This is a genomic window from Streptomyces nidicola (genome assembly GCF_050106155.1).
Taxonomy (GTDB): Bacteria; Actinomycetota; Actinomycetes; order Streptomycetales; family Streptomycetaceae; genus Streptomyces.
On record NZ_JBNBPI010000001.1, the window covers coordinates 1,650,954 to 1,676,043 of the forward strand.

Consider the following 25,090-nt stretch of genomic DNA (forward strand, 5'->3'; position numbering starts at 1 on the left):
ACAAGTAGTGGCGCTACAGGTAGTGGCGCTGGGCCTGCTTCTGGGCCGCGTACGTCTCGTATGCGCTGCGGGTGGATTCGAGGGCGGAGACCTCGCTGACCGGCACGTCCCACCAGCCGTGGCCGGGCGGGTTGGGGCCGTAGAGGTCGGTCTCGACGTGCACGACGGTGGTGCGGTCGGCGGCCTTGGCCTTGTCCATCGCGGTGCGGAACTCGTCCACGGTGGCGGCGTGCAGGACGTCGGCGCCGAGCGAGGCGGCGTTGGCAGCCAGGTCGACGGGGAGCACGTCACCGTCGAGCTGCCCGGAACTCTGCTGCCGGTAGCGGTACTTGGTGCCGAACCGCTGGGAGCCGAGGGACTCGGACAGGGCACCGATGGAGGCGAAACCGTGGTTCTGGACGAGGACGATGATGACCTTCAGTCCTTCGGAGATCATGGTGACGATCTCCTGGGCCATCATCAGGTACGAGCCGTCGCCGACGAGGACGACGACCTCACGGGACGGGTCGGCCATCTTGGCGCCGACGCCGGCGGCGACCTCGTAGCCCATGCAGGAGTACGCGTACTCGACGTGGTACGCCTTCGGGTCGCGGGCCCGCCAAAGCTGTTGCAGGTCGCCGGGCATCGACCCGGCCGCGTTGATCACCACGGCGCGGTCGTCGAGGCTGTCGTTCAGCGCTCCGAGGATCTCCGTCTGGGCGGGCAGCGGCGTGTGCCCCACCGCGAAGCACTTCTCCTCGATCTCCCGTGTGCGGGTGATGAGTTGGCGGGTGTGCACCCGGTACTCCGGCGAGACCTGCCAGTCGGCGAGGGCGGACGCGAGGGCGTCGATGCCGAGGCGGGCGTCGGCCACGAGCGGTTCGGCGGAGTGCTTGACCGCGTCGAGGCGGGCGACGTTGAGGTTGACGAAGGTGACATCGGGGTTGCCGAAGACGGTGTGGCTGGCGGTGGTGAAGTCGGAGTAACGGGTGCCGATGCCGAGCACCACATCGGCCTCTCGGGCCAGCTCGTTGGCCGCGTAGGCGCCGGTGGAGCCGAGGCCGCCGACGGCGCACGGGTGGTCCCACGGCACCGCGCCCTTGCCCGCGTGGGTGTCGGCGACCGGGATGCCGGTGGTCTCCGCGAAGGCCCGCAGCTGGATCTCGGCGCCGGAGTAGACGGCGCCGCCGCCCGCGACGATTAGCGGCTTCTTCGCGTTCTTGAGCAGCGCGGCAGCCCTCTCGACCGCGGCGGCCTCGGGGACCGGGCGGCCGATGTGCCACACCCGCCTGCGGAAGAACTCCGTCGGCCAGTCGTACGCCTCGGCCTGCACGTCCTGCGGCAGCGCCAGCGTGACGGCGCCGGTCTCGGCCGGGTCGGTCAGCACCCGCATCGCCGCGAGAGCAGCAGGGATCAGCTGCTCGGGCCGCGTGATCCGGTCGAAGTACTTCGACACCGCCCGGAAGGCATCGTTCACCGTGGTGTCCCCGGCGCGGGTGTCCTCCAACTGCTGGAGCACGGGGTCGGCCGCACGCGTCGCGAACATGTCGGACGGCAGCAGCAGGACCGGGATCCGGTTGGTCGTCGCCAGCGCCGCACCGGTGATCATGTTCGTCGAGCCGGGTCCGGTGGACGCGGAGCAGGCGAAGGCCGCGAGCCGGTCGCGCATCTTCGCGTAGGCCACCGCGGCGTGCACCATGCCCTGCTCGTTGCGCGCCAGGTAGTACGGCAGATCGGCCTCGCCCGTGGCCGCCGCCTGGAGGAGGGCCTGGCCGATCCCGGCCACGTTGCCGTGCCCGAAGATGCCCCAGGCGCCGGGGATCAGCCGCTGCTCCTGGCCGTCACGCTCGCTGTACTGGTTGGCCAGGAAGCGCACCAGGGCCTGGGCCGTGGTCAGCCTGATCGTTTCCATCAGTGGTTCTCCTTGGGCCCGAAGGGCAGCCGGGAATCGACGTCCTGCGTCGTCCAGGTGGAGCGGACCCAGCCGTGGGCCGGGTCGTCGCAGATCAGCCAGGCGCGGTCCTGGCCGGGGCCGGCCATCACGTTGAGGTAGTACAGGTCGTAACCGGGCGCCGCGATCGACGGGCCGTGCCAGCCGTGCGGGATGAGCACCGTGTCGCCGTCCCGGACCTCGGCCAGGACCTCGAGCGGCCGATCCTCGGTCCCGTACACGCGCTGGTAGCCGAAGGCGTTCTCGCCCCCGTCGAGCTCGAAGTAGTAGATCTCCTCCAGCTCCGACTGCTCGCCCGGGACCGCCTCGTCGTGCTTGTGCGGCGGGTACGACGACCAGTTCCCGCCGGGTGTCAGGACCTCGCACACCAACAGCTGGTCGGCGTCGAAGGTGTGCGGCAGGCAGTAGTTGTTCACCTGCCGCGAGCAGGCCCCGGCCCCGCGCAGCTCGACCGGCACGTTCTCGACCGGCCCGTAGCGGGCGGGCAGGTCACGCTCGGTGCGTGCGGAGGGCAGCGCGAACCGGCCCCCGGACACGCTCGCCACAACGGCTTCCGTGGCCCGGGGCACGTACGCGAAGTCCGTCGCGGAGGCGAACACCCCGTTCCGTCCCGCCAGTTCAAAGGTCTCGCCGGCCACGGAGACGGTCGCGGAACCCTGCAACGGGAGCACCAGGAATTCGGCGTCCCCGGTAGTGAAGGTGTGGGACTCGCCGGGCGCCAGTGTCACGATGCGCAGCCCCGAGTAGCCCCAGCCCGCGGACTCGGGCGTGACCTCCAGGTCGTACGCCCCGGCGGCCGACGTGCCCTTCGAGAGGTGGTACTTGCTGGTGTCGGTGCAGCGGCTCACAGCAGCCCCACCGCCCGGTCCACCGCGCCGGCGACATCGCCGTCGGAGGGGTAGAGCAGGGAGCGGCCGACGGTCAGGCCCTGCGCGGTGGGAAGCTTGAGGGCCTTGCCCCAGGAGGCGAAGGCGGCCTCGGCGTCCTTGACCTCGCCGCCGAGCAGCACGGCGGGCAGCGTCGAGGAGGCGAGCACGCGCTCCATGTCGTCGACGACCGGCAGCTTCAGCCACGTGTACGCGGAGCGCCGCCCCAGGCCCGAAGCGATGGTCACCGACTTGATGACGGCATCCGTGGTCAGGTCGTTGCGGATCCGGCCGTCCCGCTGCCATGCGGACATGAACGGTTCGACCATGGCGATCAGTCGGCGGTCGTTGAGCTGATCGACGGCCCGCGCCGTGTTCTCCAGGGCGGAGGGCGTCGCGGGGTCGTCCAACGCTATGCGGGTGAGCATCTTGCCGCCGTCGAAGCCCATCTCCGCGACGGCCTGCGCGTCGTACCCGGTGAACCGGTCGTCGATCTCGAACGTCGAACCCGCCAGGCCCGCGCGGTTCATCGACCCGAACACGCTCTTGCCGTCGAGGACGCCGAGCAGCAGCAGGTCCTCCAGGATGTCGGCGGTCGCCAACACCCCGGTCACGCCCGGCCGTTCCAGCGCGGTGCACATGCGCTCAAGAAGCTCGAAGCGGTCGGCCATCGCCGACGGGTCCCCGCCGACGGCGTTCGCACCGCGCGCCGGGTGGTCCGCGGCGATGATCATCACCTTGCCGTGCTCGCCGAAGGGCGATGTCGCCCGCACCCGGCGGGCTGCCGCCGCGGCGACGGCTGCCGGGTCGTTCACGCGGGTGCGGACGATCCGGTCGGCCATCCACGACTTGTCAGCGGACAGCATCCGCCACCTCCTTCAGCTTGGACTCGACCTCGGACTCGGCGGGCATGGCGTCGGCACACGAGAGCCGGCCCGCGACGACGGCTCCCGCCGCATTGGCGAAGGAGACGGTGCGCCGGGTGTCCCAGCCGGAAAGGAGGCCGTGGCAGAGCGCGCCGCCGAAGGCGTCGCCCGCGCCGAGTCCGTTCACGACGTCCACGGGGACCGGCGGGATCTCGGAGACCGAGCCGTCCCGGTCCATCGCCAGGACACCCCTCGGCCCCTGCTTCACCACCGCCAGCTCGACTCCGGCCGCGAGCAGCGCCTTCGCTGCGGCCAGGGGCTCGCGCTCCCCCGTGGCCACCTCGCACTCCTCGCGGTTGCCGACCGCGACCGTGGTGTGCCGAAGCGCCTCGGCGTAGTACGTACGGGCCTCGGCGGGGTCCTTCCAGAACACGGGGCGCCAGTCCAGGTCGAAGACCGTGGTGCCCGCCTTCGCCCGGTGGGCGAGGGCCGCGAGGGTGGCCGAGCGGCTCGGCTCCTCGCTCAGCCCGGTGCCGGTGACCCAGAGGATGTCAGCGGTGCGCACGGCGTCGAGGTCCAACTCGCCCGGCTCGATGTCCAGATCAGGCGCCTTGGGCTGCCGGTAGAAGTACAGCGGGAAGTCGTCCGGCGGGAAGATCTCGCAGAACGTGACCGGCGTCGGCGCGATGTCCGAGGTGCCGACGTAGCGGGTGTCGACGCCGTAGCCGTCGAGCGCGGTCCTGACGAAGTCGCCGAAGGGGTCGCGGCCGGTCTTGGTGATCACCGCGGTGCGGTGCCCGTGCCGTGCGGCCGCCACAGCGACATTGGTCGGGCTGCCGCCCAGATATTTGCCGAACGAGGCGACCTCGGCAAGACCCACTCCCGTCTGGAGCGGATACACATCCACTCCGACACGGCCCATGGTCAGCACTTCGAACGACATCACGCGGGGGTCCCTTCGCTCAGGACGAGGCAAGTACCGGTGCGAGACCGGACAACGAACTCACTGTCGCGCTCTACTAGCGCGCTCTAGTTCGAGTACGATGACCCCTGTTCAAATGTCATGTCAATAGGTTGTTGCCGCGAGATTTCGTGGACGCACGGCGAGAGGTGTGGAGTCACAGGTGAGCGAGACGGGCAAGCATCGCCCCACGATGGCGGACGTCGCCGAGAGGGCGGGGGTGTCGCGGGCGCTGGTGTCGATCGTGTTCCGCAACCAGCCGGGGGCGGGTCAGGAGACGCGTGACCGGGTGCTGCGCGTGGCCGAGGAGATCGGCTACCGGCCCGACAACGCGGCGCGGCTCCTCGCCCGGGGACGCAGCCGCACCCTGGGCGTCCTGTTCACCGTGCACCAGCCGTTCCAGGCCGACCTCGTGGAGGGGATCTACCCCGAGGCCGAGCGGCGCGGCTACGAGGTGCTGCTGTCGGCGACGGCTCCGGGGCGTGACGAGGCGCAGGCCGTCGAGGCACTGTTGGCCCACCGCTGCGAGGCCGTCATCCTGCTCGGCCCGCGGGCGGAGCAGGCGCAGCTTGAAGCGCTGGGCGCGCGCACCGTGGCGGTCACCGTCGGCCGGCGGGTGCGCGACGCCCGGCTCGACAGCGTCTTCACGGCCGAGAACAAGGGCGTACGGGAGGCCATGGACCATCTCGTCGCGCTCGGCCACCGGCGCATCACGCACGTCGACGGGGGCCGCGATCCGGGCTCGGCCGAGCGGCGCCGCGCCTACCGAGCGGCGATGCGACGGCACGATCTGCAGGACGCGGCACGGGTCATTCCCGGCAGCCACACCGAGGACGCGGGCATCGAGGCGGGACGGATGCTGCTGACCGAGCGCGAGCAAGGAACACCGCTGCCGTCGGCGATCTTCGCCTCCAACGACCGTAGCGCGATGGGCCTGTTGATGGCGTTCGCGCGGGCGGGCGTTGACGTCCCGGACGAGGTCTCCGTCGTCGGCTACGACGACAGCCACCTGTCCCACCTCATGCCCGTCGCGCTGACCACGGTCCGCCAGGACGCCGTCCTCATGGCCGAACAAGCGGTGCGTTTCGCGGTGGAACGACTGGAGGACGAGACGCTGGACGTCCGGGAGGCCGTCATCGACCCGAAGCTCGTCGTACGGGACACGAGCGGCAAGCCGACGGCCTGAACCGGCCACCACACCGAATGAGGGCCGGTAGTCACGCCCTACGCGTACGGGAGTCAGCAATCCCCCGCGTGGGCATGGTGGAGCGGGGGCAAGGACGACGACCTGTGGCCATCCACGTACACGCCGACCGCGCCCAGTGCGTGGACGGATGCGGCCACACACGCGCCAGCCGCGTCACCAACGCGTCAGAACAACACACCTAGTCATGCTCGAACACGGCAGCCGCCGTGCGCACCCGCCAGGCGCCAGAGGCTCGGGCTCCTCAATCCGTGGCGAACAACGACCAGCGGCCCCCGCCGCCACGGCTTCCCACACACACGCAACCCCATGAGCCGGGCCGTCTCCGCCACTTCGTGGGACATCATCCCTTCCTGTACTGCACCCCGCACACCTCCACCAGGGCGACGACGCCACCGGCATCATCAACAAGGCCGCCGAGAAGGTCGCCTTCGCCCCAGCGGCAGCCACGACCGTCTGACCACACAACAGGCTCCGCGACTGCGGGAGCGTCCTACAACGGGGGCGACCGCCCTCCCTGCAGTGAAGTGCTGGCCTCCCGCACTGTCGCCCGGTTATGGTCCGGTCCGTGACGGAACGCCAGGTGAATGCGCCTTCGAGTCTGGTCACCGGGATCGGAGTGCTCGACCGGGTGATCGCGATACTCGACGCGGTCGAGCGAGCGCCCATGGGGTCGAGCGAGTTGGCCCGGCATCTGGGCCTGTCGGTGCCGACGGCGCACCGGCTCGCGGGGGCGATGGTGCGGCACGGGCTCCTGCGGCGCGACACCGAGGGGCGGCACCACACCGGGGAGCGGTTCGCGGTGTCCGCGTTGGCCGGCGCAGCCGAGCCCATGCTCGACGAACTGCGGGAGGAGACCGGTGAGACGGCTCAGGTGTGGGTGCGCAGGGGCACGGACCGGCTCTGTCTGATCACCATCGACTCGCGGCAGGAGCTGCGGGCGACGCTGCCCGCCGGGACTCGGTTGCCGCTGGCCGACGGCGGTTCGGCAGCGCAAGTTCTCCTCGGCGGTGTGACCGGGGGCTGGTGCGAGAGTGTCTCGCGTCGTACGCCCGGGCTGTGTTCAGTGAGCGCGCCCGTCGTCCTGCACGGCGAGGCGGTCGCCGCCGTGTGCGTCGCCGCCCCTGTGGCGCGCGCCGGCGACGGCGGGCCGGGGGCGCTGTACGGCCATCTCGTGGCGGCCGCCGCGGCGCGCGTCGCGCGCGCCATCGCCACCCACTGACATCCGCGAACCGGGCACCCCACCGCCCTCGCATCCCAAAAACCTTCTGCGCACTCCCTTGCCCGCGCACGCATGCGCGCTTACGGTCACGTCGCCAACCTCTCGCAAATTGAGTAGAGATTCTCAATATTTGAGAGCTGCTCCGTGAAGGGACTCACGAGTGACGGTCGACACCGACAGCCCACATCCCGGCTCCCCCACCCCCGCAGGCCGACTTCCCCTCTCCGGCATCCGCGTCCTCGAACTCGGCAATTTCATCGCCGCCCCGTTCGCCGCCCGCATCTTCGCCGACTTCGGCGCACAGGTGATCAAGATCGAACGGCCGGGAAGCGGGGACGAGTTGAGGGGCTGGCGGCGCACGCGCGGCGACACGTCGATGATGTTCCGCACGATGGCCCGCAACAAGCACTCGCTCACCCTCGACCTGCGCAGCGACGAGGGCCGGGACACCGCACTCGAACTCGCCGCGCACTGCGACGTCGTCATCGAGAACTTCCGCCCCGGGACGCTGGAGCGCTGGGGCCTCGGCCCGGACGAACTCACCGCCGCCAACCCCGATCTCGTCCTGGTCCGCATATCGGGTTACGGGCAGACGGGCCCGTACCGCGACCGGGCCGGATTCGGCGGCGTGGCCGAGGCGTTCGGCGGGCTGCGGCACGTCACCGGCTACCCGGACCGCGAGCCGGTGCGGCCCGCGGCCCCCGTCGGCGACAGCCTCGCGGGACTCTACGGTGCGATCGGCGCGCTGATGCTGCTGCTCGGACGCGCCCGCGGCCAGGAGCACGGCGGCCCGCGGGTGGCGGATGTCGCCCTGTACGAGTCGGTGTTCATGGCGATGGAGTCGCTGATCCCCGACTACGACGCGTACGGCGTGGTGCGCGAGCGCACCGCCGGCAATCTGCCCGGCGTCGTACCCAGCGGAAGCTATCCGACCCGCGACGGCGGCACCGTGATGATCTCGGGCAACGCCAGCAGCGTCTTCGCCCGCCTGATGGCCCTCGTCGGCCGCTCCGACCTGGGCAGCGATCCCGAACTCGCAGACGGCACCGCCCGCGACGCCCGCGAGCCCGAACTCAACGGCGCCATCCGGGAGTGGACCGTACAGCGCACCGCCGGCGAGGCCGTCGCCGAGCTGAGCGAGGCGGGTGTACCGGCTGGTCCTGTGTACGACGCCGAGGACATCACCCGCGACCCGCACTACGAGGCACGCGGCATGCTGCGTCCGATGAAGATCGCCGTCGAGGAGGAGGAAGAGGAGATCCGCCTGCCCGGTGTCGTACCGAAGCTCCCCGGAGCGCCGGGGGAAGTGCGCTGGGCAGGGCCCGAACTGGGCGCGCACACCGACCACATCCTGGGCTCGCTGCTCGGGTACGACGCCGTGCGGATCGCCGCGCTGCGCGAGCGGAAGGTGATCTGAGATGCCCGGCACCTCCGACGCAGTCCTCCTCACGGACGTGGTCCTCCGCGACGGCCTGCAGGACGAACCCGTCTTCGTACCCGTACGCGACCGGATCGCCATCGCGGAAGCGCTCTCAGCCGCAGGATTGCGCTCCATCGAGGCCGCCTCGGTGGTCAACCCGGCCCGTGTGCCGCAGATGGCGGGGGCCGAGGAGATGATCGCGGGCCTGCCGAAGGACGACCCAGTGCGGTACAGCGTGCTCGCCCTCAACGCGCGCGGGGTCGAGCGCGCGGTCGCGGCGGGGGCGCGGGAGATCACCGTGGTGGCCTCGGCGGGGCAGGGGCACAGCCGCGCCAATGCGGGACGCAGTACGCAAGAGGCGCTGGCGGGGATCGGTGACGCGGTCGCGCGGGCCGCGTCCGAGTATCCGGACGCCGTCTTCACCGCCGGTGTCGCCACGGCGTTCGTCTGCCCCTTCGACGGCGAGGTTCCGGCATCCCAACTGGCCGACGTCGTACGCGGGTTCGCCGACATGGGCATCACGCGTGTCGGCCTCGCCGACACCCTCGGCACCGCCACCCCCGAACAGGTCATGCGCTCCCTGCGTGCGGTCCGTTCCGCCTTCCCCGGCATCGACTTCGGGCTGCACCTGCACAACGCCCGAGGCCAGGCCCTGCACACGGTCGACGCCGCCCTCGACGCCGGCGTGACCCGCTTCGACTCCGCCGCCGGCGGCTACGGCGGCTGCCCCTTCGCCCCCGGCGCCCACGGCAACCTGGCGACGGAGGAACTCGTCGCCCACCTCCACTCCCGCGGCGTACACACCGGCATCGACGAAGCCGCTCTCGCGGATGCGGTCGGCCTGGTGCGCGCCTGCCTGGCCCGGGCCGAGCCGGTCGCCGCCTGATTCCCTCACCCCTCGAACACCCCAACTCCCGCCCCTGGAAAGGCCGTCCCCATGGTCCAGGCGCTCTCCCTGCTCGCCCTCGTGGCCCTCTTCGCGGTCGCCACGCTCACCCCCATCAACATGGGCATCCTCGCGTTTGTCGCCGCCTTCCTGGTCGGGGCGGCCTCGGGTATCGACATCGAGGACATCTTCGGCGCGTTCCCCGGCGACACGTTCGTCCTGCTGGTCGGCATCACTTTGCTGTTCGGCGTGGCCCGCGTGAACGGCACCATCGACCTGGTCGTCGCCATCTCGCTGCGGGCCGTGCGCGGTCGCCGCTGGGCGATCGTGTGGCTGATGTTCCTGCTCGCCGGGCTGCTGATGTCGCTCGGTTCCGTGCTCGCCGTCGCCATGCTCGCGCCGATCGCGATGCCCATCGCCGCCCGCTACCGCATCAGCCCGCTCCTCATGGGCATGATGCTCAGCCATGGCGCTCTGAGCTGCGCGTTCTCCCCGATCACGGTCTACGGGGCGTTCACGCGGGACATGGCCTCCAAGGCGGGGATCGAACTCGGTCCGCTGCTCCTGTTCGCCGTGCCGTTCGCCTTGAATGTGGCACTGGCTTCGGTCCTCTTCTTCGTGCTGGGACGCGATCTGCTGCGGCACGCGGACAGCCCGGACGAGGACCGCGTACAGCTGCCGGAGCCGTCGACGGCGCCAGGCGGTGGCGGGACGATGACGGCGACACCACAGACCCTCGCCCCGACCGGGACCGTTACGTCGACCGCCGTACGCGCCACCCCGATCCGGGTCCTCACCCTCACCGGAATGCTCGGCCTGATCGTCGGGTCGGCCGTCTTCGGCCTGGACGTCGGCGTCTGTGCGCTCGTCATCGCCGCCGCCCTGATGCTCGCACGGCCGACCGGCCACAAGGAGGCGTCCGACGACATCGGCTGGTCGGCCGTACTCCTGGTGTCCGGGATGCTGACGTACATGGCGGTCCTGGAGCAGAACAAGACCCTCGACCTGCTCGGGGACGGCGCCGCCGCCCTCGGCAATCCACTCCTCGCGGCTCTGCTGCTCTGCTTCGTCGTCGCCGTGGTCTCCGCCTTCGGCTCGTCGATCGGCACGCTGGGCATCGCGCTCCCGGTCGCCTTCCCACTCCTGGAGGCAGGCGGCGGACTGAGCGCCGTCGGCTTCGTCCTCGCGCTCGCGTTCTGCTCGACGGTCGTCGACGTCAGCCCGTACTCCACCAACGGCGTCATCGTCCTCGCCCAGGCACAGGTCGACGACAAGCAGCGCTTCCAGCGGAAGATGTTCGGCTACACCGCCCTCGTAATCACCGGAGCGCCACTGCTCGCCTGGGCGACGGTCCTCGCGCCCTCCTCACTGTGACATCGGCCCCTCAGACCTCTGCCAGAAGCTGGTGAGCCCCTCAAGCCTCCGTCAGAAGTTGGTCAGCCCCTCGAGCTTCTGGCGTAGCGATTCGTGCGAGTGCCGCTCCATCACGGCATGCGCCTGCGCCGTGTCCTGGTTCCGCATCGCGGCGACCAGCGCACGGTGGTCGGCGAACTCGGCCTGTTCGTGCAGGCGTCGGTCCAGGTGCGGGGCGAGCCGGTACATCCGCCGGGACTCCTCGACGAGTCCCTTGAGCGTCCGCGCCGCCCGCCGGTTGCCCGCGAGTTCGGCGATGCCCAGGTGGAAGGCGGCGGCCGCGTCCAGGGCGGCGTCCGAGTCGGTGGCCGCCTCCTGTGCGTCCACGAGGCTCTCCAGGTGGTCGAGTTGCTCGGGTGTCGCCCGTTTGGCCGCCTCCACCACCAGGTAGGGCTCGATGAGTTGACGCATCGCGAAGATCTCCCGTACATCTTCGAAGCGCAGCGGCTGGACCATGTAGCCCTTGCGAGGCAGGACCAGGACCCACTGCTCGTGCACGAGAAGGCGCAGCGCCTCCCGGACGGGCGTCTTGGACACCCCGTACTCCGTGGCCAGTTCATGCTCGAGCAGCAGGCTCTCGGGGTGGCGGCGCGCGGTGAGGATGTCGTGCTTGAGGGCCTCGTAGACGCGTTCCGTCATGGATTGACGTACGCCACCTGCCTGCGGCGTGCGGGCGGGCTCGCTCTGCGCCACTGATCTGCCTCTCGCTCGCGTTCAACTCGGTTTCGGGAAAGCCAGGTTAACGGTCTTGACGCTCGGTGTGACGCTCGGCATAGTTCACGCACATCTCCGGAGTATTACAGATATATCTCTGAGCCGAGCCGTGCTCCGAGGTACCGCCTTTCATGAGGAGTGGCGACGTGCCGAAGACCGCAGCCGACAAGATCTGGGACGCCCACGTCGTCAGAACCGACGACGCCGGCCGCGACCTGCTCTACATCGACCTGCACCTGCTCCACGAGGCGAACACCCCGGTCGCCTTCGACAACCTCCGCGCCAAGGCGCGCACCGTCCGCCGCCCCGACCTCACCCTGGGGACCGAGGACCACGTCACCCCCACCATCGACACCGCGCAGGACCTCACGGGCACGGTGGCAGGCCCCTTCGTCGCGAGCATGCGCCGCAACTGCGAGGAGTTCGGGATCGAGCTGTACGAGCTCGGCCACGCCTCGCGGGGCATCGTGCATGTCATCGGCCCCGAACTCGGGCTCTCCCAGCCGGGGTCGACCATCGTGTGCTGCGACTCGCACACCACGACGCACGGCGCCATGGGGGCACTCGCCTTCGGGATCGGCACCAGCCAGGTCGAGCACGTCCTGGCGACCCAGACGCTGCCGATGACCCGGATGAAGAACATGCGGGTCACCGTCGAGGGCGAACTGCCCACCGGTGCCTCGGCCAAGGATGTCGCCCTGGCCCTGATCGCGAAGATCGGCACGGCCGGGGGCCAGGGACACGTCATCGAGTACCAGGGCCCCGCGATCCGGGCCATGTCGATGGAACAGCGGATGACGCTGTGCAACATGAGCATCGAGGCGGGCGCGCGGGCCGGCCTCGTCGCCCCCGACGAGGTCACGTTCGCCTACCTCGCCGGACGCCGGCACGTCCCCACGGGCGAGGCCTTCGAGGCGGAGAAGGCGCACTGGGCGCGGTTCGTCTCCGACCCGGACGCCGTCTTCGACCGCGAGGTCCGTCTCGACGCCTCCGCGCTGAACCCACACGTCACCTGGGGCACCAACCCCGGCCAGACCGTCCCGCTGCACAGCGTCGTCCCCGCCCCCGACTCCTTCGCGGACCCCGTCGAACGGGCGGCGGCCGAACGGGCCTTGGCCTACATGGATCTCGAGCCCGGCACCGCCATGGGCTCGATCCCCATCGACGCGGTCTTCATCGGCTCCTGCACCAACGGACGGATCGAGGACCTGCGCCAGGTCGCGGAGATCTGGCGCGGCCGCATTGTGGCCGACGGCCTCCAAGTGTACCTCTCACCGGGCTCGGAAGCCGTACGCCGGCAGGCGGTCGACGAGGGTCTCGACAAGGTCTTCGCAGCGGCCGGAGTCCCCCTGCGCGCGCCCGGGTGCTCGATGTGTGTCGCGATCAACGGCGAGGTCCTGGCCCCCGGCATGCGTACCGCCTCCACCAACAACCGCAATTTCGAGGGCCGGCAGGGACCGGGCGTCCGTACGCACGTCGTCTCACCCGCCGTCGCGGCCGCCACCGCTGTCGCGGGCCACCTCGCCGCCCCCCGCGACCTGCAGCTTCAAGGATGACCATGACACCGCTGATCACCCACACCGGCATCGCCGTACCCCTGCGGCGCGACAACGTCGACACCGACCAGCTCTATCCCGCCCAGCGCATCCTCACCGCCCCGCAGTCCCGGACCGGTCACGCCGAAGCACTGATGGGCGACTGGCGCGAGGACCCCGCCTTCGTCCTCAACAACCCTTCCTACGATGGCGCTTCGGTACTCGTCGCAGGCCGTGACTTCGGCACCGGGTCCTCGCGCGAGTGGGCGGTGTGGGCGCTGGCCGACTACGGCTTCCGCGTCGTGCTCGCGCCACGGTTCGGCGACATCTTCCGGGGCAACACCGCCGAGAACGGTCTCGTCGCCGGGGAGATGAGCGAGGCCGACATCGAGGAGCTGTGGGTCCGGCTCGAAGACGCGCCGGGGACGCGCGTCGAGGTGAACCTGGAGCAGCGGACGGTCCGGTGCGGCACGTCCCGTTACGACTTCGGCTATCCCGAACACTTCCGGCAGCGGGTCATGCGCGGTCTCGACGAGATCGCCCTCACCCTCGAACACGCCGCCGAGATCGAGGACTTCGAGGCGCGACGGCGGGCCACGATGCCGCGCGTGACGGACGGGGCCTCCCGATGAGCGTCACGACCACCTCCGAATCCGAACGCATCCGGCGCCGGCTCATCGGGCAGGTCGATCCCGAGCGCATCCGTACGACGGACGTGCCACGCCACGACCCGGGCCGGTTGGAGGCCTGGGCGGCGCTGCCCGGGCTGAGCTCACTGGTGGCGGACGCGCTGGACGAGATGGGGGCAGGCACGGTGCTCGGCACGGACGCCGTGGCACCGTTGGCGCCCGGAATGCGAGTGTGCGGCCCGGCCGTGACCTTGCGCTACGTCGGCGTGCACGGCGAGCCCGGCACCCACCGGGCGGCGGGGGCCGCCGTTCTCGCCGCCGACCGCGACCTGTACGCCGTCGCGCGTCCCGGCGATGTCGCCGTCATGGACTGTGGGGGCGTGACCTCCGCCGTCATGGGCGGCCTCTCCGCGCAGTGGGCGCTGACCGCCGGTGTCGCCGGGTGCCTGGTCGACGGCGCGGTCCGGGACACCACGGCGATCGTCGACTCCGGCCTCCCGGTGTGGAGCCGGCACCGTACGCCCCTGGCGGCGCGCCACCGGGTGGAGGCGGTCGCCCTCAACGACGTCGTGAACATCGCGGGCCGGCCGGTCAGGCCGGGCGACTACATCGTGGGCGACGCCGACGGCATCTGCGTCGTGCCCCACGCGCTCGTGCCCGCCGTGGCCCAGCGGTGTCTGGCGGGCCACGACGCCGAGGAACGACTGACCGCGGCCATCGCCGCCGCCACCGATCTCGACGAGCTGGTCCGGGCCCTGCGCTCGACCCGCGTCGCGGACTGATCCGGGGAGCAACCATGGACTTCTCACTCGACGACCGTTACACAACCCGCGAGGGCACCGCGTACCTCACCGGCATCCAGGCCCTGGTACGCATGGTGCGCGACAACACCCTGACCGACCGCGAACGCGGCCTGCGCACGGGCTCGCTCGTCTCCGGTTACGAAGGCTCCCCGCTGGCCGGCTACGACATGGAACTCGCCCGCCGCAAGCCCCTGTTCGAGGGCCTCGACCACGTCCACCTCCCCGCAGTCAACGAAGAGCTGGCAGCCACCTCGGTCATGGGCTCCCAGCTGGCGGACCAGGCCGGCAGCCTGAAGGTCGACGGTGTCACGGGCTACTGGTACGGCAAGTCCCCCGGCCTGGACCGGGCCTCCGACGCGCTGCGCCACGCCAACCTCGTCGGCACCCATCCGCAGGGCGGCGCCGTCGCCCTGACCGGGGACGATCCGGCCGGCAAGTCCTCCTCGCTGCCGTGCGCCTCCGAGTACACCCTCGCCGACCTGCAGATGCCGACCCTGTATCCGGCCGACGCACAGGACGTGCTGGAACTGGGGCGGCACGCCGTGGAGATGTCCCGCCACACCGGCCTGTGGTCGGCCATGAAGATCACCACGGCGGTCGCGGACGGCGCCTGCACCGCCACCGTCCACCCGGGGCCCACACCAACTCCCGCTCTCCTCACGCCCGGTGACCACCGCCCCGACGCGATGCTCGCAGGCCCCAACCTGATCAACCTCGAGCGCAGCCAGGTCTCGCAGCGGCTGCCGCGCGCACTCGCGTACGCCTCCGCCCACCGGCTCAACCGGGTCGTGACCCGCACGACCGATGACCGCATCGGCCTGGTCTGCGCGGGCAAGACCTACCTCGACGTCCGCGACGCGCTGGGCGCCCTCGGCCTCGACCAGGACGAGCTGCAACGCCGAGGAATCCGACTGTTCCGTCTCGGCATGATCTGGCCGCTCGATCCCGCCGAGATCCGCCACTTCGCGCAGGGGCTGCAAGAGATCATCGTGGTGGAGGAGAAGCGCCCTTTCCTGGAGGACGCCCTGCGGAACATCCTCTATGGCCTCCCCGATGCCCCAGTGGTCCTGGGCAAAACGGACGCCTCGGGCCATGAACTCTTCAGCCCGGTCGGTGAGTTGGACGCCGACCAGGCGGCCAAGGGGCTCGCCCGGCGACTCGGGGACGTCCACGGCATCGAGTCCGTACAGGCCTGGAAGGAACAACTCCCCCGCACCCGCACGGCACTTCCGCTGCTCACGCGGACGCCGTACTTCTGCTCCGGCTGCCCGCACAACAGCTCCACCAAGGTCCCCGAGGACACCGTCATCGGCGGCGGGATCGGCTGCCACGCCATGGTGCTCTTCACCGACGACAAACAGACAGGCAAGGTCCTCGGCCTGACCCAGATGGGCGGCGAGGGCGGCCAGTGGCTGGGCATCGCCCCGTTCGTCGCGGAGAACCACTTCATCCAGAACATCGGCGACGGCACGTTCACCCACTCCGGCAGCCTCGCCCTGCGTGCGGCGGTCGCCTCGGGCGCCAACATCACCTACAAACTCCTGTACAACTCCACCGTCGCGATGACCGGCGGCCAGGACCCCGTCGGCGAACTCTCGCTCCGTCGCCTGGCCCAGCTGCTGCTCGCCGAGGGCGTCAGCAAGGTCGTGGTCACCTCCGAGGACGCAAGGCGTACGCGCAGGCAGGGCCTGCCCTCGCAGGTTCAGATCCGCGACCGCGACGAACTGGTGGACGTCCAGCGGGAGTTGTCGACCGTTCCCGGGGTGACCGTACTCATTCACGACCAGGAGTGCGCGGCGGAGAAGCGCCGTAAACGCAAGCGCGGAAAGGCGGACACGCCCCGCACCCGCGTACTGATCAATGAACGGGTCTGTGAGGGCTGCGGCGACTGCGGCGAGAAGTCCAACTGCATGTCGGTGCACCCGGTGGAGACCGAGTTCGGCCGCAAGACACGTATCCACCAGTCCTCGTGCAACCTCGACTACTCGTGTGTGAAGGGCGACTGTCCCTCGTTCGTCACCGTCACCGTGGGCGAGCAGAAGCCCGAGCGGTCCAGGGCCGCCGACATCACGACCGAGGACATCCCCGTACCCGAAGCGCAGAACAGGGACGGTGACTTCAGTCTGCGGATCACAGGGATCGGCGGCACCGGCGTCGTCACCGTCGCGCAGATCATCGCCACCGCCGCGGTCATCGACGGACGCTCCGTACGCAGCCTGGACCAGACCGGCCTGGCGCAGAAGGGTGGCGCGGTCGTATCCGACATCCGGATCACCGACCGCGAGGTCTCCTCCAAGATCCCGGCGTCCGGCTGCGACCTCTACCTGGTCTGCGACGGACTCGTCGGCACCGACCCGACACACCTCAAGGTCGCGGATCCGGCACGTACCACTGTGGTCGCTTCCACCGCCGAAGTGCCCACCGGAAAGATGGTCGTCGACACCGGCATCCGCTTCCCTTCCGCCGGCCACGTCCGCGACTCCCTCGCCTCCGTCGCGCGCAGGCACCTCGGCGTGGACGCGGCGCAGCTGGCCGAGCGGCTCTTCGGCCACGAGCAGTACGCCAACATGCTGCTCGTCGGAGTCGCCTGGCAGCTCGGCGCGCTCCCGGTAGGCGCACCGGCACTGGAGCACGCCATCTCACTCAACGGCGCCGCGGCGAAGACCAACATCCAGGCCTTCCGACGCGGCCGCCAACTGGTCAGCGATCCGGCGGCACTTGAGAGCCTCGTACGCCCCGAGCGCCCCCAGGCACCCACCACGCCCTCCCTCCCGGACGCAACCGGTGTACGCAAACTGGTCGAAGTCGCCCCCGGCACCGAACTCGCCCGCCTGCTCGACATCCGAGTACCGGACCTCATCGACTACGCCGACGCCGAATACGCCCGCCGGTACGCCGAGTTCGTCGAGCGGGTCCGGGTCCGCGAGAGCGCTGCCGTCCCGGGATCGACGACCGTCAGCGAGGCCGTGGCACGCCACCTCTACAAGCTGATGGCCTACAAGGACGAGTACGAGGTCGCGCGCCTCGTACTCCAGGCCGGTCTCGACGAGACGGTCTCGCAGGAGTTCGGCGCGGACGCCCGTTACCACGTGCAACTCCACCCGCCGATCCTGCGCGCCCTGGGCATGAAGAAGAAGATCAGTTTCGGCGCCGCGTCCCGCCCCGTCTTCACCGCACTTCGTGCGGCCCGCCGGCTGCGCGGTACGAAACTCGACGTCTTCGGATGGCATCCGGTACGCCGCATGGAACGAGACCTCATCGCCGAGTACCGCACGGCGGTCGAGCGCGCCCTCCCCCACCTGCGCCCCGACACCCTGCCCACGGTCCTCAAGCTGGCCGAACTCCCCGACCAGGTACGTGGCTACGAGCAGATCAAGGTCGCCAACGTCGCCACATACCGCACAGAACTGACTCAGGCCGAGACCGAACTCGACCGCCTCACAGACCTCTCCTCGGCCCCCGCCGAGCCTCGTTGATCCACACCCCGCCCCGTACAGCCTGACTCCCCCCAGGAGAACCATCATGCTCATCCGTAAACGGGCCCTTGTCGATCAACCAGAGGCCGAAGGCACGGCCACGGCCGCCAACAGCGACAGCGACGCCCGCCAGGGGACTTCACGCACGAACCGCCTCCGCATAGGCGGAATGCCGATGTGGGTGTTCGCGGCGATCTTGGCCGCGGTGACCACCGCGATGTTCACGGACACTCTGCCGCCGGGGATGTTCTCCGGGTTCGTGGTGACCATGACGATGGGCTGGCTGCTGACCTGGATCGGCGGTCGCGTGCCGGTGCTACGGGACTTCGGACTGCCCATCCTGCTCTGCGTGTTCGGTCCCGCTCTCCTGGTGTACGCGGGTCTACTGCCGACCGGGGTCATCAACCTGGTGACCACGTTCGTGGACAAGGAGGGGTTCTCGGACTTCGTCCTCATCGCGGTCATCGCCGGCGCCATCCTGGGCATGCCGCGCGCATTGCTGATCAATGCGGGCGTGCGGTTCGCCGTCCCGGTCGTCGGCACCATCGCTGTCGTGTTCCTGCTGATCGGCGTGCTGGGTGCGGTCATGGGCTATGGCTTCGCCCACGCGATGCTGATGATAGCGGCGCCCATCATGGCCGGCGGACTCCCCCTCGGCGCCCTCCCCATGAGCGAGATGTACGGCGAACGGCTCGGCGTCGAGGCGAGCAGCGTGCTCGGCGGCCTGGTCTCCACCGTCCTCCTGGCCAACATCGTCTGCATCCTCTGTGCCTCCCTCCTCAACGGCCTGGGCAAGCGCAAGGTCCGCCCCTTCGTCGGCTTCAACGGTGATGGCAGGCTCCTCCGTATCGAGAACAACGCCGAGAAGTTCGCGCCGTCGAAGTCCGTCACCCGGGCGAACCTCCTCTCCCTGGGCCAGGGGCTGCTCATCGCGGGAACCCTGCTCGTCGCCGGCACCATGCTCGAACGCCTCGTCCCTGGCCTGCACGCCTACGCCTGGACGACTCTCCTCGCCGTCGCCGTCAAGCTCTTCCGCCTGCTCCCGACCGACCTGGAGGACGCGACGGCCGCCTGGGGAAGTCTGGTCACCACTGTGCTCGTTCCGCCCCTGCTGGTCGGGATCTCGATCGCGACCATCGACATCTCCGAGATCCTCAACTCCCTGAGCGACCCTCGATTCGTCGTCCTCACCGTGGTCACGGTGCTGTTGGCCGGCCTGACGGCGGGTGCCCTGGGATGGCTGGTGAAGTTCTACTTCATCGAGGCCGCCATCGCTCCCGGCCTGGTCATGGCCGACACCGGCGGATCAGGCGACGTCGCCGTACTCTCCGCCAGCGAACGCATGCACCTCATGCCGTTCGCCACGGTGGCCAACCGCGTCGGGGGGACTCTGGTCCTCCTGGTCACCTCCCTACTGACCCCGCTGCTCAAGTGACGGCAGGTCCGTGCCCGGTTGTCGTATGAGTCCACGGAGGCGTGTTCATCCGCGGCGACCGTACGAAGATGCCGGAGCGCTATGGCCCGCTCACCTCGCGAGGCATCGCGGCGCCGAGCGCCGAGTACCGACTGAGTCGACATCGAGACCCTGAAGCCGGACGCGCTCACGGCCCGAGGGTGGGCGTACCGACCGATACTGTGTGCCGTCCCGGCCCCACCGTCCGTTCCGTGCCGTCGGGGAGGACGACGGTGGCGGTGGACGTGGGTGGGACATCGACGGTGAGGTCCAACTGGTCGACGCTGGTGCGCCATTCGACCGTGATGGGGCCGCGCGGACTGTCGAAGGAGCCGCGCGCCCAGCCGATCGACACGTGAGGGACCGGTGCGACGACGAACCGCTCCCAGGCCACGGAGCCTTCGGCCTGGCGCAGGCCGAGCGTGTGGGTGTGCAGGAAGTGGATCACGGCGCCCTTGCTGTAGTGGTTGAGGGACTCGTGCGCGTCGCCGTTGTCGTCGATGCCGTCCCAGTCCTCCCAGACCGTGGTGGCACCGCGATCGAGCATGCCGAGCCAGGACGGCGAGGTGCGCTGCAGCAGGACCTCGTACGCGAGGTCGGCGTGGCCGGTGTCGGTGAGGGTGGGGAGCAGGTCGGCGGTGGACAGGAAGCCGGTCGTGAGGTGTGTTCCGGCCGCGCGGATCAGGGTCGCCAGGCGGGCGGCCACCGGGACGCGGAGCTTCTCGGGGGCGAGGCCGTAGGCGAAGGCGCGGACGTAGCTCGCCTGGGTGTCGACGGTGGTGCGGCCGGCGTCATCGATGAATTCTGTACGCCACGCATTCTTGATTCGCTCCGCGAGGTACGTGTACCGGGCGCCTTCGTTCTGGCGGCCGAGGACAGCGGCGATCGATGCGAGGGTGGCGGTCGAGCGGTACAGGAAGGCGGTGCCCACCTCGCCCTTGTCGGTTGCCATCCAGTCCTGCTCCGGTTCGAGGAGCGAGCCGTCCGCGGCGCGGGGCTTCGGCTCGCACCACTCCCCCCAGTGGAAGGAGCCGTCCCAGATGAACTCCTCGTGCGGCAGGGGCTGAGGCGACCGGGCTACACGTGAAGGGTGCCGTGCCGTGCGGGCGGTGGTCAGGGCCCACTCGACCCAGCGGACCATGGCGTCCCAGCTCTCGGCGAGTGCCTGGCGGTCGCCGTACGTCTCGTACAGCAGCCACGGGACGAGGACGATGGCGTCGCCCCAGCCCGCCGAGCCCGTCATCGAGTCCAGGCGCTCGTCGGTGTGGAGCTTGATGCGGCGGCCGTCCGGGGAGAAGTTGGCGATGCGTCCGTCGTCGAGCTGGTCGTCGCGGACGGAGCGCAGCCACTTGCGGGCGAAGCCGTGGATGTCGTAGAGGCGTGCGGCGGTGGGCGCGAAGACCTGGAAGTCCCCGGTCCAGCCGATGCGTTCACGGGTCGGGCAGTCGGTGGGGACGTCGACGGCGTTGCCGCGAAAGCTCCAACGCGCCACGTCATACAGGCGGTTGAGGTCTGCGTTGCTGCAGGAGAAGGTGCCGGTGGGGTGCAGGTCGGTGTGGACGATCCGCATCGTGAGGCTCGACGCGTCCAGTGGGGCGTCGCCGCGCTCCAGGCGTGCGTAGCGGAAACCGTGCAGCGTATGGCGGGGCTCAAAGGCTTCGCCGGGAGCGCCGGAGGAGACGACTTCGTCGTGCTGGACGAAGACCGTCACCGGGTCGCCGGGACGCTGGATGTCGAGGTGGGTGGTGGTCAGGTCACCGGTGACCGGGTCGAGGTGTTCACCGTGGTCGATCACGGTGCGGGTGCCGACCGGCCCGAGGTCGGTCAGCCTGAGCCAACCGGAGGCGTTCTGGCCGAAGTCGGCGATCCAGGAACCGTCCGGAAGGCGGGCGAGCGAGGCGCAGGGCAGGTCTTCGATGCGGCGGATCGGCGGGGCCGGGGACCAGTCGATCGGGGGCGCGGTCACCGCGTCGACGAGAACCGGCTGGTCTGGCCCTTGGGGCGCGAGGTGGTCGGTGATCTGGCCGTCCATCAGGTCGGCACGGATGACAGGTCCTGCGGCGGAGGTCCAGGTCTCGTCGGTGCGCACGACCTGGTATGTCCCGTCGGCGAGTTCGAGGTACAACTCCAGCCGGGCGGCAAGGAGTTCTCCCCAACCGGCCGGTTTGCGGAAGGCACCCACCTGGCCTCGGTACCAGCCGTCGGACAGGACGACCTCGAGGTCGTTGCGGCCCGGGCGGACGGCCGAGGTGACGTCGGCGGCCTGTGCGTACAGGGTGCGGTCGTAGGAGGTCGAGCCGGGCGCGAGCTCGGTGGTTCCGGCGCGCTCGCCGTTCACGAAGGCCTCGTACACGCCAAGAGCGGTGGCGTACAGGCGGGCGCGTACGGGGCGGCCCGGTGTGCTGAACGTGGTCCGCAGGGTACGCGCGGGGCGGGTGCCCGGCGGTCGGTGGGTGGTCTGCGGGTCGTCGGGCGGGGTGATCCAGGAGGCGGTCCAGTCGGGATCGAGGAGTCCGGCCTCGAAGGCGTGCCACCCACTCCACGCGGAGTCCTCCGTGGCCGAGTGGAGTCGCGTACGCCAGCGCACTCGCTCGCCGCTGCGCAGCGGGCGCAGCGGCCAGTCGACGAGGAGGTGGCCGGCGGCCAAGGTGTCGTGTTGCGGTTCACCGTCGATGTGAATCTGCAGGTCGTACTCCTCGTGCGGCGTCACGGCGGTTCGAGGAGGTTTCCAGGACAGTCGGGGGCGGCTGCCGGACACCGGAAACCGGTCGCCTCCGTGGTCGATCGTCAACTCGTGTGGTGTGTCGGGGGTGTTGAGGGTCATCCGGTCTGTGTCCTCCGGTGTCCGGATCGGTTCCGAGTCGGGCTTCGTCAGCTTCCGTTGGCCGGCTGCGTGTAGGTGGTTCCGTCGATGGTGGTGGTGAGTATGCCGACCGCCTGGAACTCGTTTCTGAGCATCGCGGACGGTCCGAGCGTGAATCCGTCCGGCCCTGTGCGCTTGGTGCCGGTGTGCTTGCCGGTCAGCTTCAGGTCCTCGGTCCAGGTGAGGCACGCGAGGGCCGTGGCGGTGCCGGGCGTGCAGCCGAGCGTCGTGTTGGAGACGCGCTCCACCTTTTCGGTGCCGTTGATGATGTTCGTGCCGTCGTCGCTGTAGTCGCGGTAGTCGACGGTGAGGGCGAGGGTCTGTGTGTCCGCGCTGTTGTTGGTGATGCGTACGGTGGCCGCTCCCTGGGCCTTTCCGCGCAGGGTGTACGTGCCGGTGGGTACCGGCTTCGGCTGCTCCGGGGCCTTGTCCGGGTCGTACGGCAGCCCCCAGGTCTTGTCGGAGACCGGCGGGGCGGCGACGGGTGCGCTGGGCTTGAAGTCCGGGAAGCGGGCGATCATCAGCCGGCTGTTGCGGCCTCCGGGTTCCGTCGAGTCGGCGCAGCGGTGGGGTGTCGGGTTCGCGCCGCAGGCCAGGTTCTCGGTGTAGACGACAGCCGTGCTGTCGGCGAGCCACGCCGGGTCGGCGGCGGCGTTCCAGTTCTTGTCGGATCCGGCGTTGACCTGGAAGCCGCGGCCGGTCGCGGGGTCGACGAGCCAGGGCGAGAAGAAGCGGCGGTTGCCACTGTTGCGGATCCCGGAGACGTACGGGGCGGTGCCCGCCTGGGCGGTGAGCGGTGGCACGCCCGGCAGGCCGGAGATGAAGTCGAGGCGTCCGGAGCCGTTGACCTCCTCCGCGAGCAGCCACTTGCCGTTGGGAGACATCGCCATCGGGTCCGTGTAGTGGGCGCCCCGGGTGATCGGCCGGGAGGTGCCGGTGGCCAGGTCGGTGGCCCAGGCGTCCATGCTGTCGGAGTTCAGGCTCTGGATGCCAAGGGTCGCCCGTCCGTCGGCGGTCCAGCCGCGCGGCTCACCGACCATTCCGGCATGGTTGAAGCGCAGCCGGTTCCCGTCCTCGACGACCATGGGCTGGAAGGCCCGTGCGGGGTTCTGGAGCGTCGAGACGTTGGTGAGGTGATAGCGCCCCTTGCCCTGGTCGTAGGCGATGCGGCCGACGTACGGGACGATGCTGAGGACCCTGAAGTCGACGACGTTGAACAACAGGTGCTGCCCGTCGGGGCTCAGCCGCCACTCCCTGCCGTTGTTGACACCCTGCTCGTCCCGCTGGAAGAGCGGCTTGTCGTTCCAGTAGATGGGGGTGATTTTGGTGCGGGCCGGGGTGCAGCGTGGGTCGGTGACGGCGTACTTCACTCCGTCGGCTCCACACTCCAGGATGCCGTTGCTGACCAGGACGCGCTTGCGGTCGGGCAGTTCGTTCGCCGGTGGGTAGACGAGCTGGCTGGTGTCGATGTCCGTTCCGTAGGACACCCCGCAGGTGACGCACTTCCATGCCTCACCGTTCGGGAAGGTACTGCCGTCGGTGCGGACCACCAGGACCTGATTGCCACGGAAGACGCTCGCCGGTCCGGAGTCCGGTGCCCCGGCGTAGGTGATGCCGAGGAACACGTACTTCGGGTCCCTGGCCGGCCCTGGGGTGCCGATGCCGCTCCAGTCGGCCGAGACACAGCCGGTGGGGTGGGTGCACACACCGTTCTGCGGGACGGTCGGTGGCACCGGCAGTTCCTTGATGTCGACCCGCGGGCGGGTCACCTGCGAGGCATCCGTGGAAGCGGACGCGGCGGTGGATGTCCGGGCGGTGGCCGGGAGTTGGGCGCAGACAAGAACCGCGGCGAGCGTCAGGGTGGCGGCCGCGGCGCCTCTCGCCAGGCGGGAACGTGTACGTCTGACTCTCATGATCATTGCAGCTTCCTCACTGGTCGTTGCCTGGTGTCACTTGAGTGCGCCCGCCGAGAGCCCGCTGATGATGTGGCGCTGCGCGATCGCGTAGAAGACGACGATCGGGAGCACCGCGATGAGCGAGGCGGCGAGCAGGATCTGTTGCTGCGGAGAATCCGCGGAGACGAAGTTGGTGAGTCCCCGCTGGACGGGCATCAGCGAGCTGTCGTTGAACAGCACCAGGCCCATCAGGTACTCGTTCCAGACCGACATGGCCTGGATGACGGCCACCGCGATCAGGCCGGGCTTTGCGAGCGGCAGGATGATCCGCCAGAAGGTCCCGAGCAGCGAGGCACCGTCGATGGCGGCGGCCTCTTCCAGCTCCTTGGGCTGGCTGGCGAAGAACCCGCGCATGATGAGGATGGAGATCGGCAGTCCTCCCGCGATGAGGACGAGTATGTAGCCGATACGGGTGTTGGCGAGGCCGAGTTCGATCAGCAGCTTGTACTGGGCGATGAAGGACGCCGGCAGCGGGATGATCATGATGACGAGGATGGCGCCCACGACGGCGCCTCGGCCGGGGAACTCGATGCGGGCCAGCGCGTAACCTGCCAGGCTCGCGATGACCAGGATGCCGAGGACCGCGGCCGATGTGTACAGGAGACTGTTGGGGAGGTAGTGGCTGAACCCGCCCTCGTTCCATGCCGTGACGAAATTGCCCCACTCGAAGGGGTGCGGGATGGGGTCGGTGCCTTTGTAGAGCTGCTTCGCGCTCTGGAGGGAGCCACTGAGCACCCACAGCACGGGCACCAGGGCTTCCAGGGCTCCGGCGATCAGCAGCGCGTACAAGGCAATGCGCGGCAGCCGGTCGCGGCGGCGCTTCCTCTTCGTAGGCGGCTGGTCCGACGGTGGCTTCGGGGCGGATTTCCGCGCCGGTTCGAGAAGTGTGTTCAT

At 69.9% G+C, this 25,090-nt stretch carries 18 protein-coding genes; 10 read left to right on the forward strand and 8 right to left on the reverse strand.

What is annotated here, in order from left to right:
* Positions 1-13: 13 nt before the first annotated feature.
* From iolD to iolC, 4 genes are read right to left on the reverse strand one after another with little or no spacing between them, the layout of a single operon-like run.
* Positions 14-1,891, reverse strand: a complete 1,878-nt coding sequence (gene iolD, locus ACOKM3_RS07845) for a 3D-(3,5/4)-trihydroxycyclohexane-1,2-dione acylhydrolase (decyclizing) (RefSeq protein WP_426898293.1) — start codon at positions 1,889-1,891, stop codon at positions 14-16.
* Complete coding sequence (gene iolB / locus ACOKM3_RS07850; RefSeq protein ID WP_426898295.1) at positions 1,891-2,778, reverse strand: 5-deoxy-glucuronate isomerase; 888 nt, start codon at positions 2,776-2,778, stop codon at positions 1,891-1,893. Before iolB ends, iolD begins: the two co-directional genes overlap by 1 nt.
* The gene (locus ACOKM3_RS07855; RefSeq protein ID WP_426898297.1) at positions 2,775-3,662 is read right to left on the reverse strand and encodes a Cgl0159 family (beta/alpha)8-fold protein; all 888 of its coding nucleotides are present in this window, start codon (positions 3,660-3,662) and stop codon (positions 2,775-2,777) included. The genes iolB and ACOKM3_RS07855 overlap by 4 nt, the downstream gene beginning before the upstream one ends.
* Positions 3,649-4,605, reverse strand: a complete 957-nt coding sequence (gene iolC, locus ACOKM3_RS07860; RefSeq protein WP_426898299.1) for a 5-dehydro-2-deoxygluconokinase — start codon at positions 4,603-4,605, stop codon at positions 3,649-3,651. The genes ACOKM3_RS07855 and iolC overlap by 14 nt, the downstream gene beginning before the upstream one ends.
* A gap of 211 nt (positions 4,606-4,816) precedes the next feature.
* Between iolC and ACOKM3_RS07865 the strand changes: the two genes are divergently transcribed.
* The 5 genes from ACOKM3_RS07865 (at position 4,817) to ACOKM3_RS07885 (ending at position 10,729) form a co-directional block, all read left to right on the forward strand.
* Complete coding sequence (locus ACOKM3_RS07865; RefSeq protein ID WP_426906732.1) at positions 4,817-5,809, forward strand: LacI family DNA-binding transcriptional regulator; 993 nt, start codon at positions 4,817-4,819, stop codon at positions 5,807-5,809.
* A 586-nt stretch (positions 5,810-6,395) separates the two neighbouring features.
* Entirely contained in the window at positions 6,396-7,049 is a 654-nt protein-coding gene (locus ACOKM3_RS07870) for an IclR family transcriptional regulator (protein WP_426898301.1), read from the forward strand.
* 160 nt (positions 7,050-7,209) lie between these two features.
* Positions 7,210-8,466, forward strand: a complete 1,257-nt coding sequence (locus ACOKM3_RS07875; RefSeq protein ID WP_426898303.1) for a CaiB/BaiF CoA transferase family protein — start codon at positions 7,210-7,212, stop codon at positions 8,464-8,466.
* A 1-nt stretch (position 8,467) separates the two neighbouring features.
* Positions 8,468-9,355, forward strand: a complete 888-nt coding sequence (locus ACOKM3_RS07880; RefSeq protein ID WP_426898305.1) for a hydroxymethylglutaryl-CoA lyase — start codon at positions 8,468-8,470, stop codon at positions 9,353-9,355.
* 51 nt (positions 9,356-9,406) lie between these two features.
* Entirely contained in the window at positions 9,407-10,729 is a 1,323-nt protein-coding gene (locus tag ACOKM3_RS07885; RefSeq protein WP_426898307.1) for an SLC13 family permease, read from the forward strand.
* 51 nt (positions 10,730-10,780) lie between these two features.
* Here the strand turns inward: ACOKM3_RS07885 and ACOKM3_RS07890 are convergent, their stop codons facing one another.
* Positions 10,781-11,407 (reverse strand): GntR family transcriptional regulator, encoded by a 627-nt coding sequence (locus ACOKM3_RS07890; RefSeq protein ID WP_426898309.1) that lies wholly within the window; start codon positions 11,405-11,407, stop codon positions 10,781-10,783.
* A 221-nt stretch (positions 11,408-11,628) separates the two neighbouring features.
* Between ACOKM3_RS07890 and leuC the strand changes: the two genes are divergently transcribed.
* The 5 genes from leuC to ACOKM3_RS07915 are packed head-to-tail and all read left to right on the forward strand — an operon-like array spanning position 11,629 to position 19,360.
* Positions 11,629-13,038: a 3-isopropylmalate dehydratase large subunit gene (leuC, locus tag ACOKM3_RS07895; protein ID WP_426898311.1), complete on the forward strand. Its 1,410-nt coding sequence runs from the start codon at positions 11,629-11,631 to the stop codon at positions 13,036-13,038.
* A gap of 2 nt (positions 13,039-13,040) precedes the next feature.
* Positions 13,041-13,649 carry a 3-isopropylmalate dehydratase small subunit gene (leuD, locus tag ACOKM3_RS07900; protein WP_426898313.1) on the forward strand — a complete coding sequence of 203 codons (609 nt, stop codon included), beginning with the start codon at positions 13,041-13,043 and terminating at the stop codon, positions 13,647-13,649.
* On the forward strand, positions 13,646-14,428 hold the full coding sequence (locus ACOKM3_RS07905) for an RraA family protein (protein ID WP_426898315.1): 783 nt from the start codon (positions 13,646-13,648) through the stop codon (positions 14,426-14,428). Before leuD ends, ACOKM3_RS07905 begins: the two co-directional genes overlap by 4 nt.
* A 14-nt stretch (positions 14,429-14,442) precedes the next feature.
* Positions 14,443-17,925: an indolepyruvate ferredoxin oxidoreductase family protein gene (locus ACOKM3_RS07910; protein WP_426898317.1), complete on the forward strand. Its 3,483-nt coding sequence runs from the start codon at positions 14,443-14,445 to the stop codon at positions 17,923-17,925.
* Between the two features lie 46 nt (positions 17,926-17,971).
* On the forward strand, positions 17,972-19,360 hold the full coding sequence (locus ACOKM3_RS07915) for a 2-hydroxycarboxylate transporter family protein (protein WP_426898319.1): 1,389 nt from the start codon (positions 17,972-17,974) through the stop codon (positions 19,358-19,360).
* 166 nt (positions 19,361-19,526) lie between these two features.
* On the opposite strand, the gene ACOKM3_RS07920 is transcribed toward ACOKM3_RS07915, so the two are convergent.
* From ACOKM3_RS07920 to ACOKM3_RS07930, 3 genes are read right to left on the reverse strand one after another with little or no spacing between them, the layout of a single operon-like run.
* A complete protein-coding gene (locus ACOKM3_RS07920; protein WP_426898321.1) occupies positions 19,527-22,202 on the reverse strand; it encodes a family 78 glycoside hydrolase catalytic domain in 2,676 nt (891 codons plus the stop codon).
* Between the two features lie 47 nt (positions 22,203-22,249).
* Positions 22,250-24,154, reverse strand: a complete 1,905-nt coding sequence (locus tag ACOKM3_RS07925; protein WP_426898323.1) for a TolB-like translocation protein — start codon at positions 24,152-24,154, stop codon at positions 22,250-22,252.
* A gap of 36 nt (positions 24,155-24,190) precedes the next feature.
* A complete protein-coding gene (locus ACOKM3_RS07930; protein ID WP_426898324.1) occupies positions 24,191-25,090 on the reverse strand; it encodes a carbohydrate ABC transporter permease in 900 nt (299 codons plus the stop codon).

Bases quoted from the DNA above. Each gene is read 5' to 3' on its own strand.
- ACOKM3_RS07910 (WP_426898317.1), top strand. From the start codon at position 14,443: ATGGACTTCTCACTCGACGACCGTTACACAACCCGCGAGGGCACCGCG.
- ACOKM3_RS07905 (WP_426898315.1), top strand. From the start codon at position 13,646: ATGAGCGTCACGACCACCTCCGAATCCGAACGCATCCGGCGCCGGCTC.
- ACOKM3_RS07930 (WP_426898324.1), bottom strand. From the start codon at position 25,090: ATGAACACACTTCTCGAACCGGCGCGGAAATCCGCCCCGAAGCCACCG.
- ACOKM3_RS07855 (WP_426898297.1), bottom strand. From the start codon at position 3,662: ATGCTGTCCGCTGACAAGTCGTGGATGGCCGACCGGATCGTCCGCACC.
- ACOKM3_RS07865 (WP_426906732.1), top strand. From the start codon at position 4,817: ATGGCGGACGTCGCCGAGAGGGCGGGGGTGTCGCGGGCGCTGGTGTCG.
- ACOKM3_RS07925 (WP_426898323.1), bottom strand. From the start codon at position 24,154: ATGAGAGTCAGACGTACACGTTCCCGCCTGGCGAGAGGCGCCGCGGCC.
- leuD (WP_426898313.1), top strand. From the start codon at position 13,041: ATGACACCGCTGATCACCCACACCGGCATCGCCGTACCCCTGCGGCGC.
- ACOKM3_RS07890 (WP_426898309.1), bottom strand. From the start codon at position 11,407: ATGACGGAACGCGTCTACGAGGCCCTCAAGCACGACATCCTCACCGCG.
- ACOKM3_RS07880 (WP_426898305.1), top strand. From the start codon at position 8,468: ATGCCCGGCACCTCCGACGCAGTCCTCCTCACGGACGTGGTCCTCCGC.
- iolC (WP_426898299.1), bottom strand. From the start codon at position 4,605: ATGTCGTTCGAAGTGCTGACCATGGGCCGTGTCGGAGTGGATGTGTAT.
- ACOKM3_RS07915 (WP_426898319.1), top strand. From the start codon at position 17,972: ATGCTCATCCGTAAACGGGCCCTTGTCGATCAACCAGAGGCCGAAGGC.
- ACOKM3_RS07920 (WP_426898321.1), bottom strand. From the start codon at position 22,202: ATGACCCTCAACACCCCCGACACACCACACGAGTTGACGATCGACCAC.
- ACOKM3_RS07885 (WP_426898307.1), top strand. From the start codon at position 9,407: ATGGTCCAGGCGCTCTCCCTGCTCGCCCTCGTGGCCCTCTTCGCGGTC.
- iolD (WP_426898293.1), bottom strand. From the start codon at position 1,891: ATGGAAACGATCAGGCTGACCACGGCCCAGGCCCTGGTGCGCTTCCTG.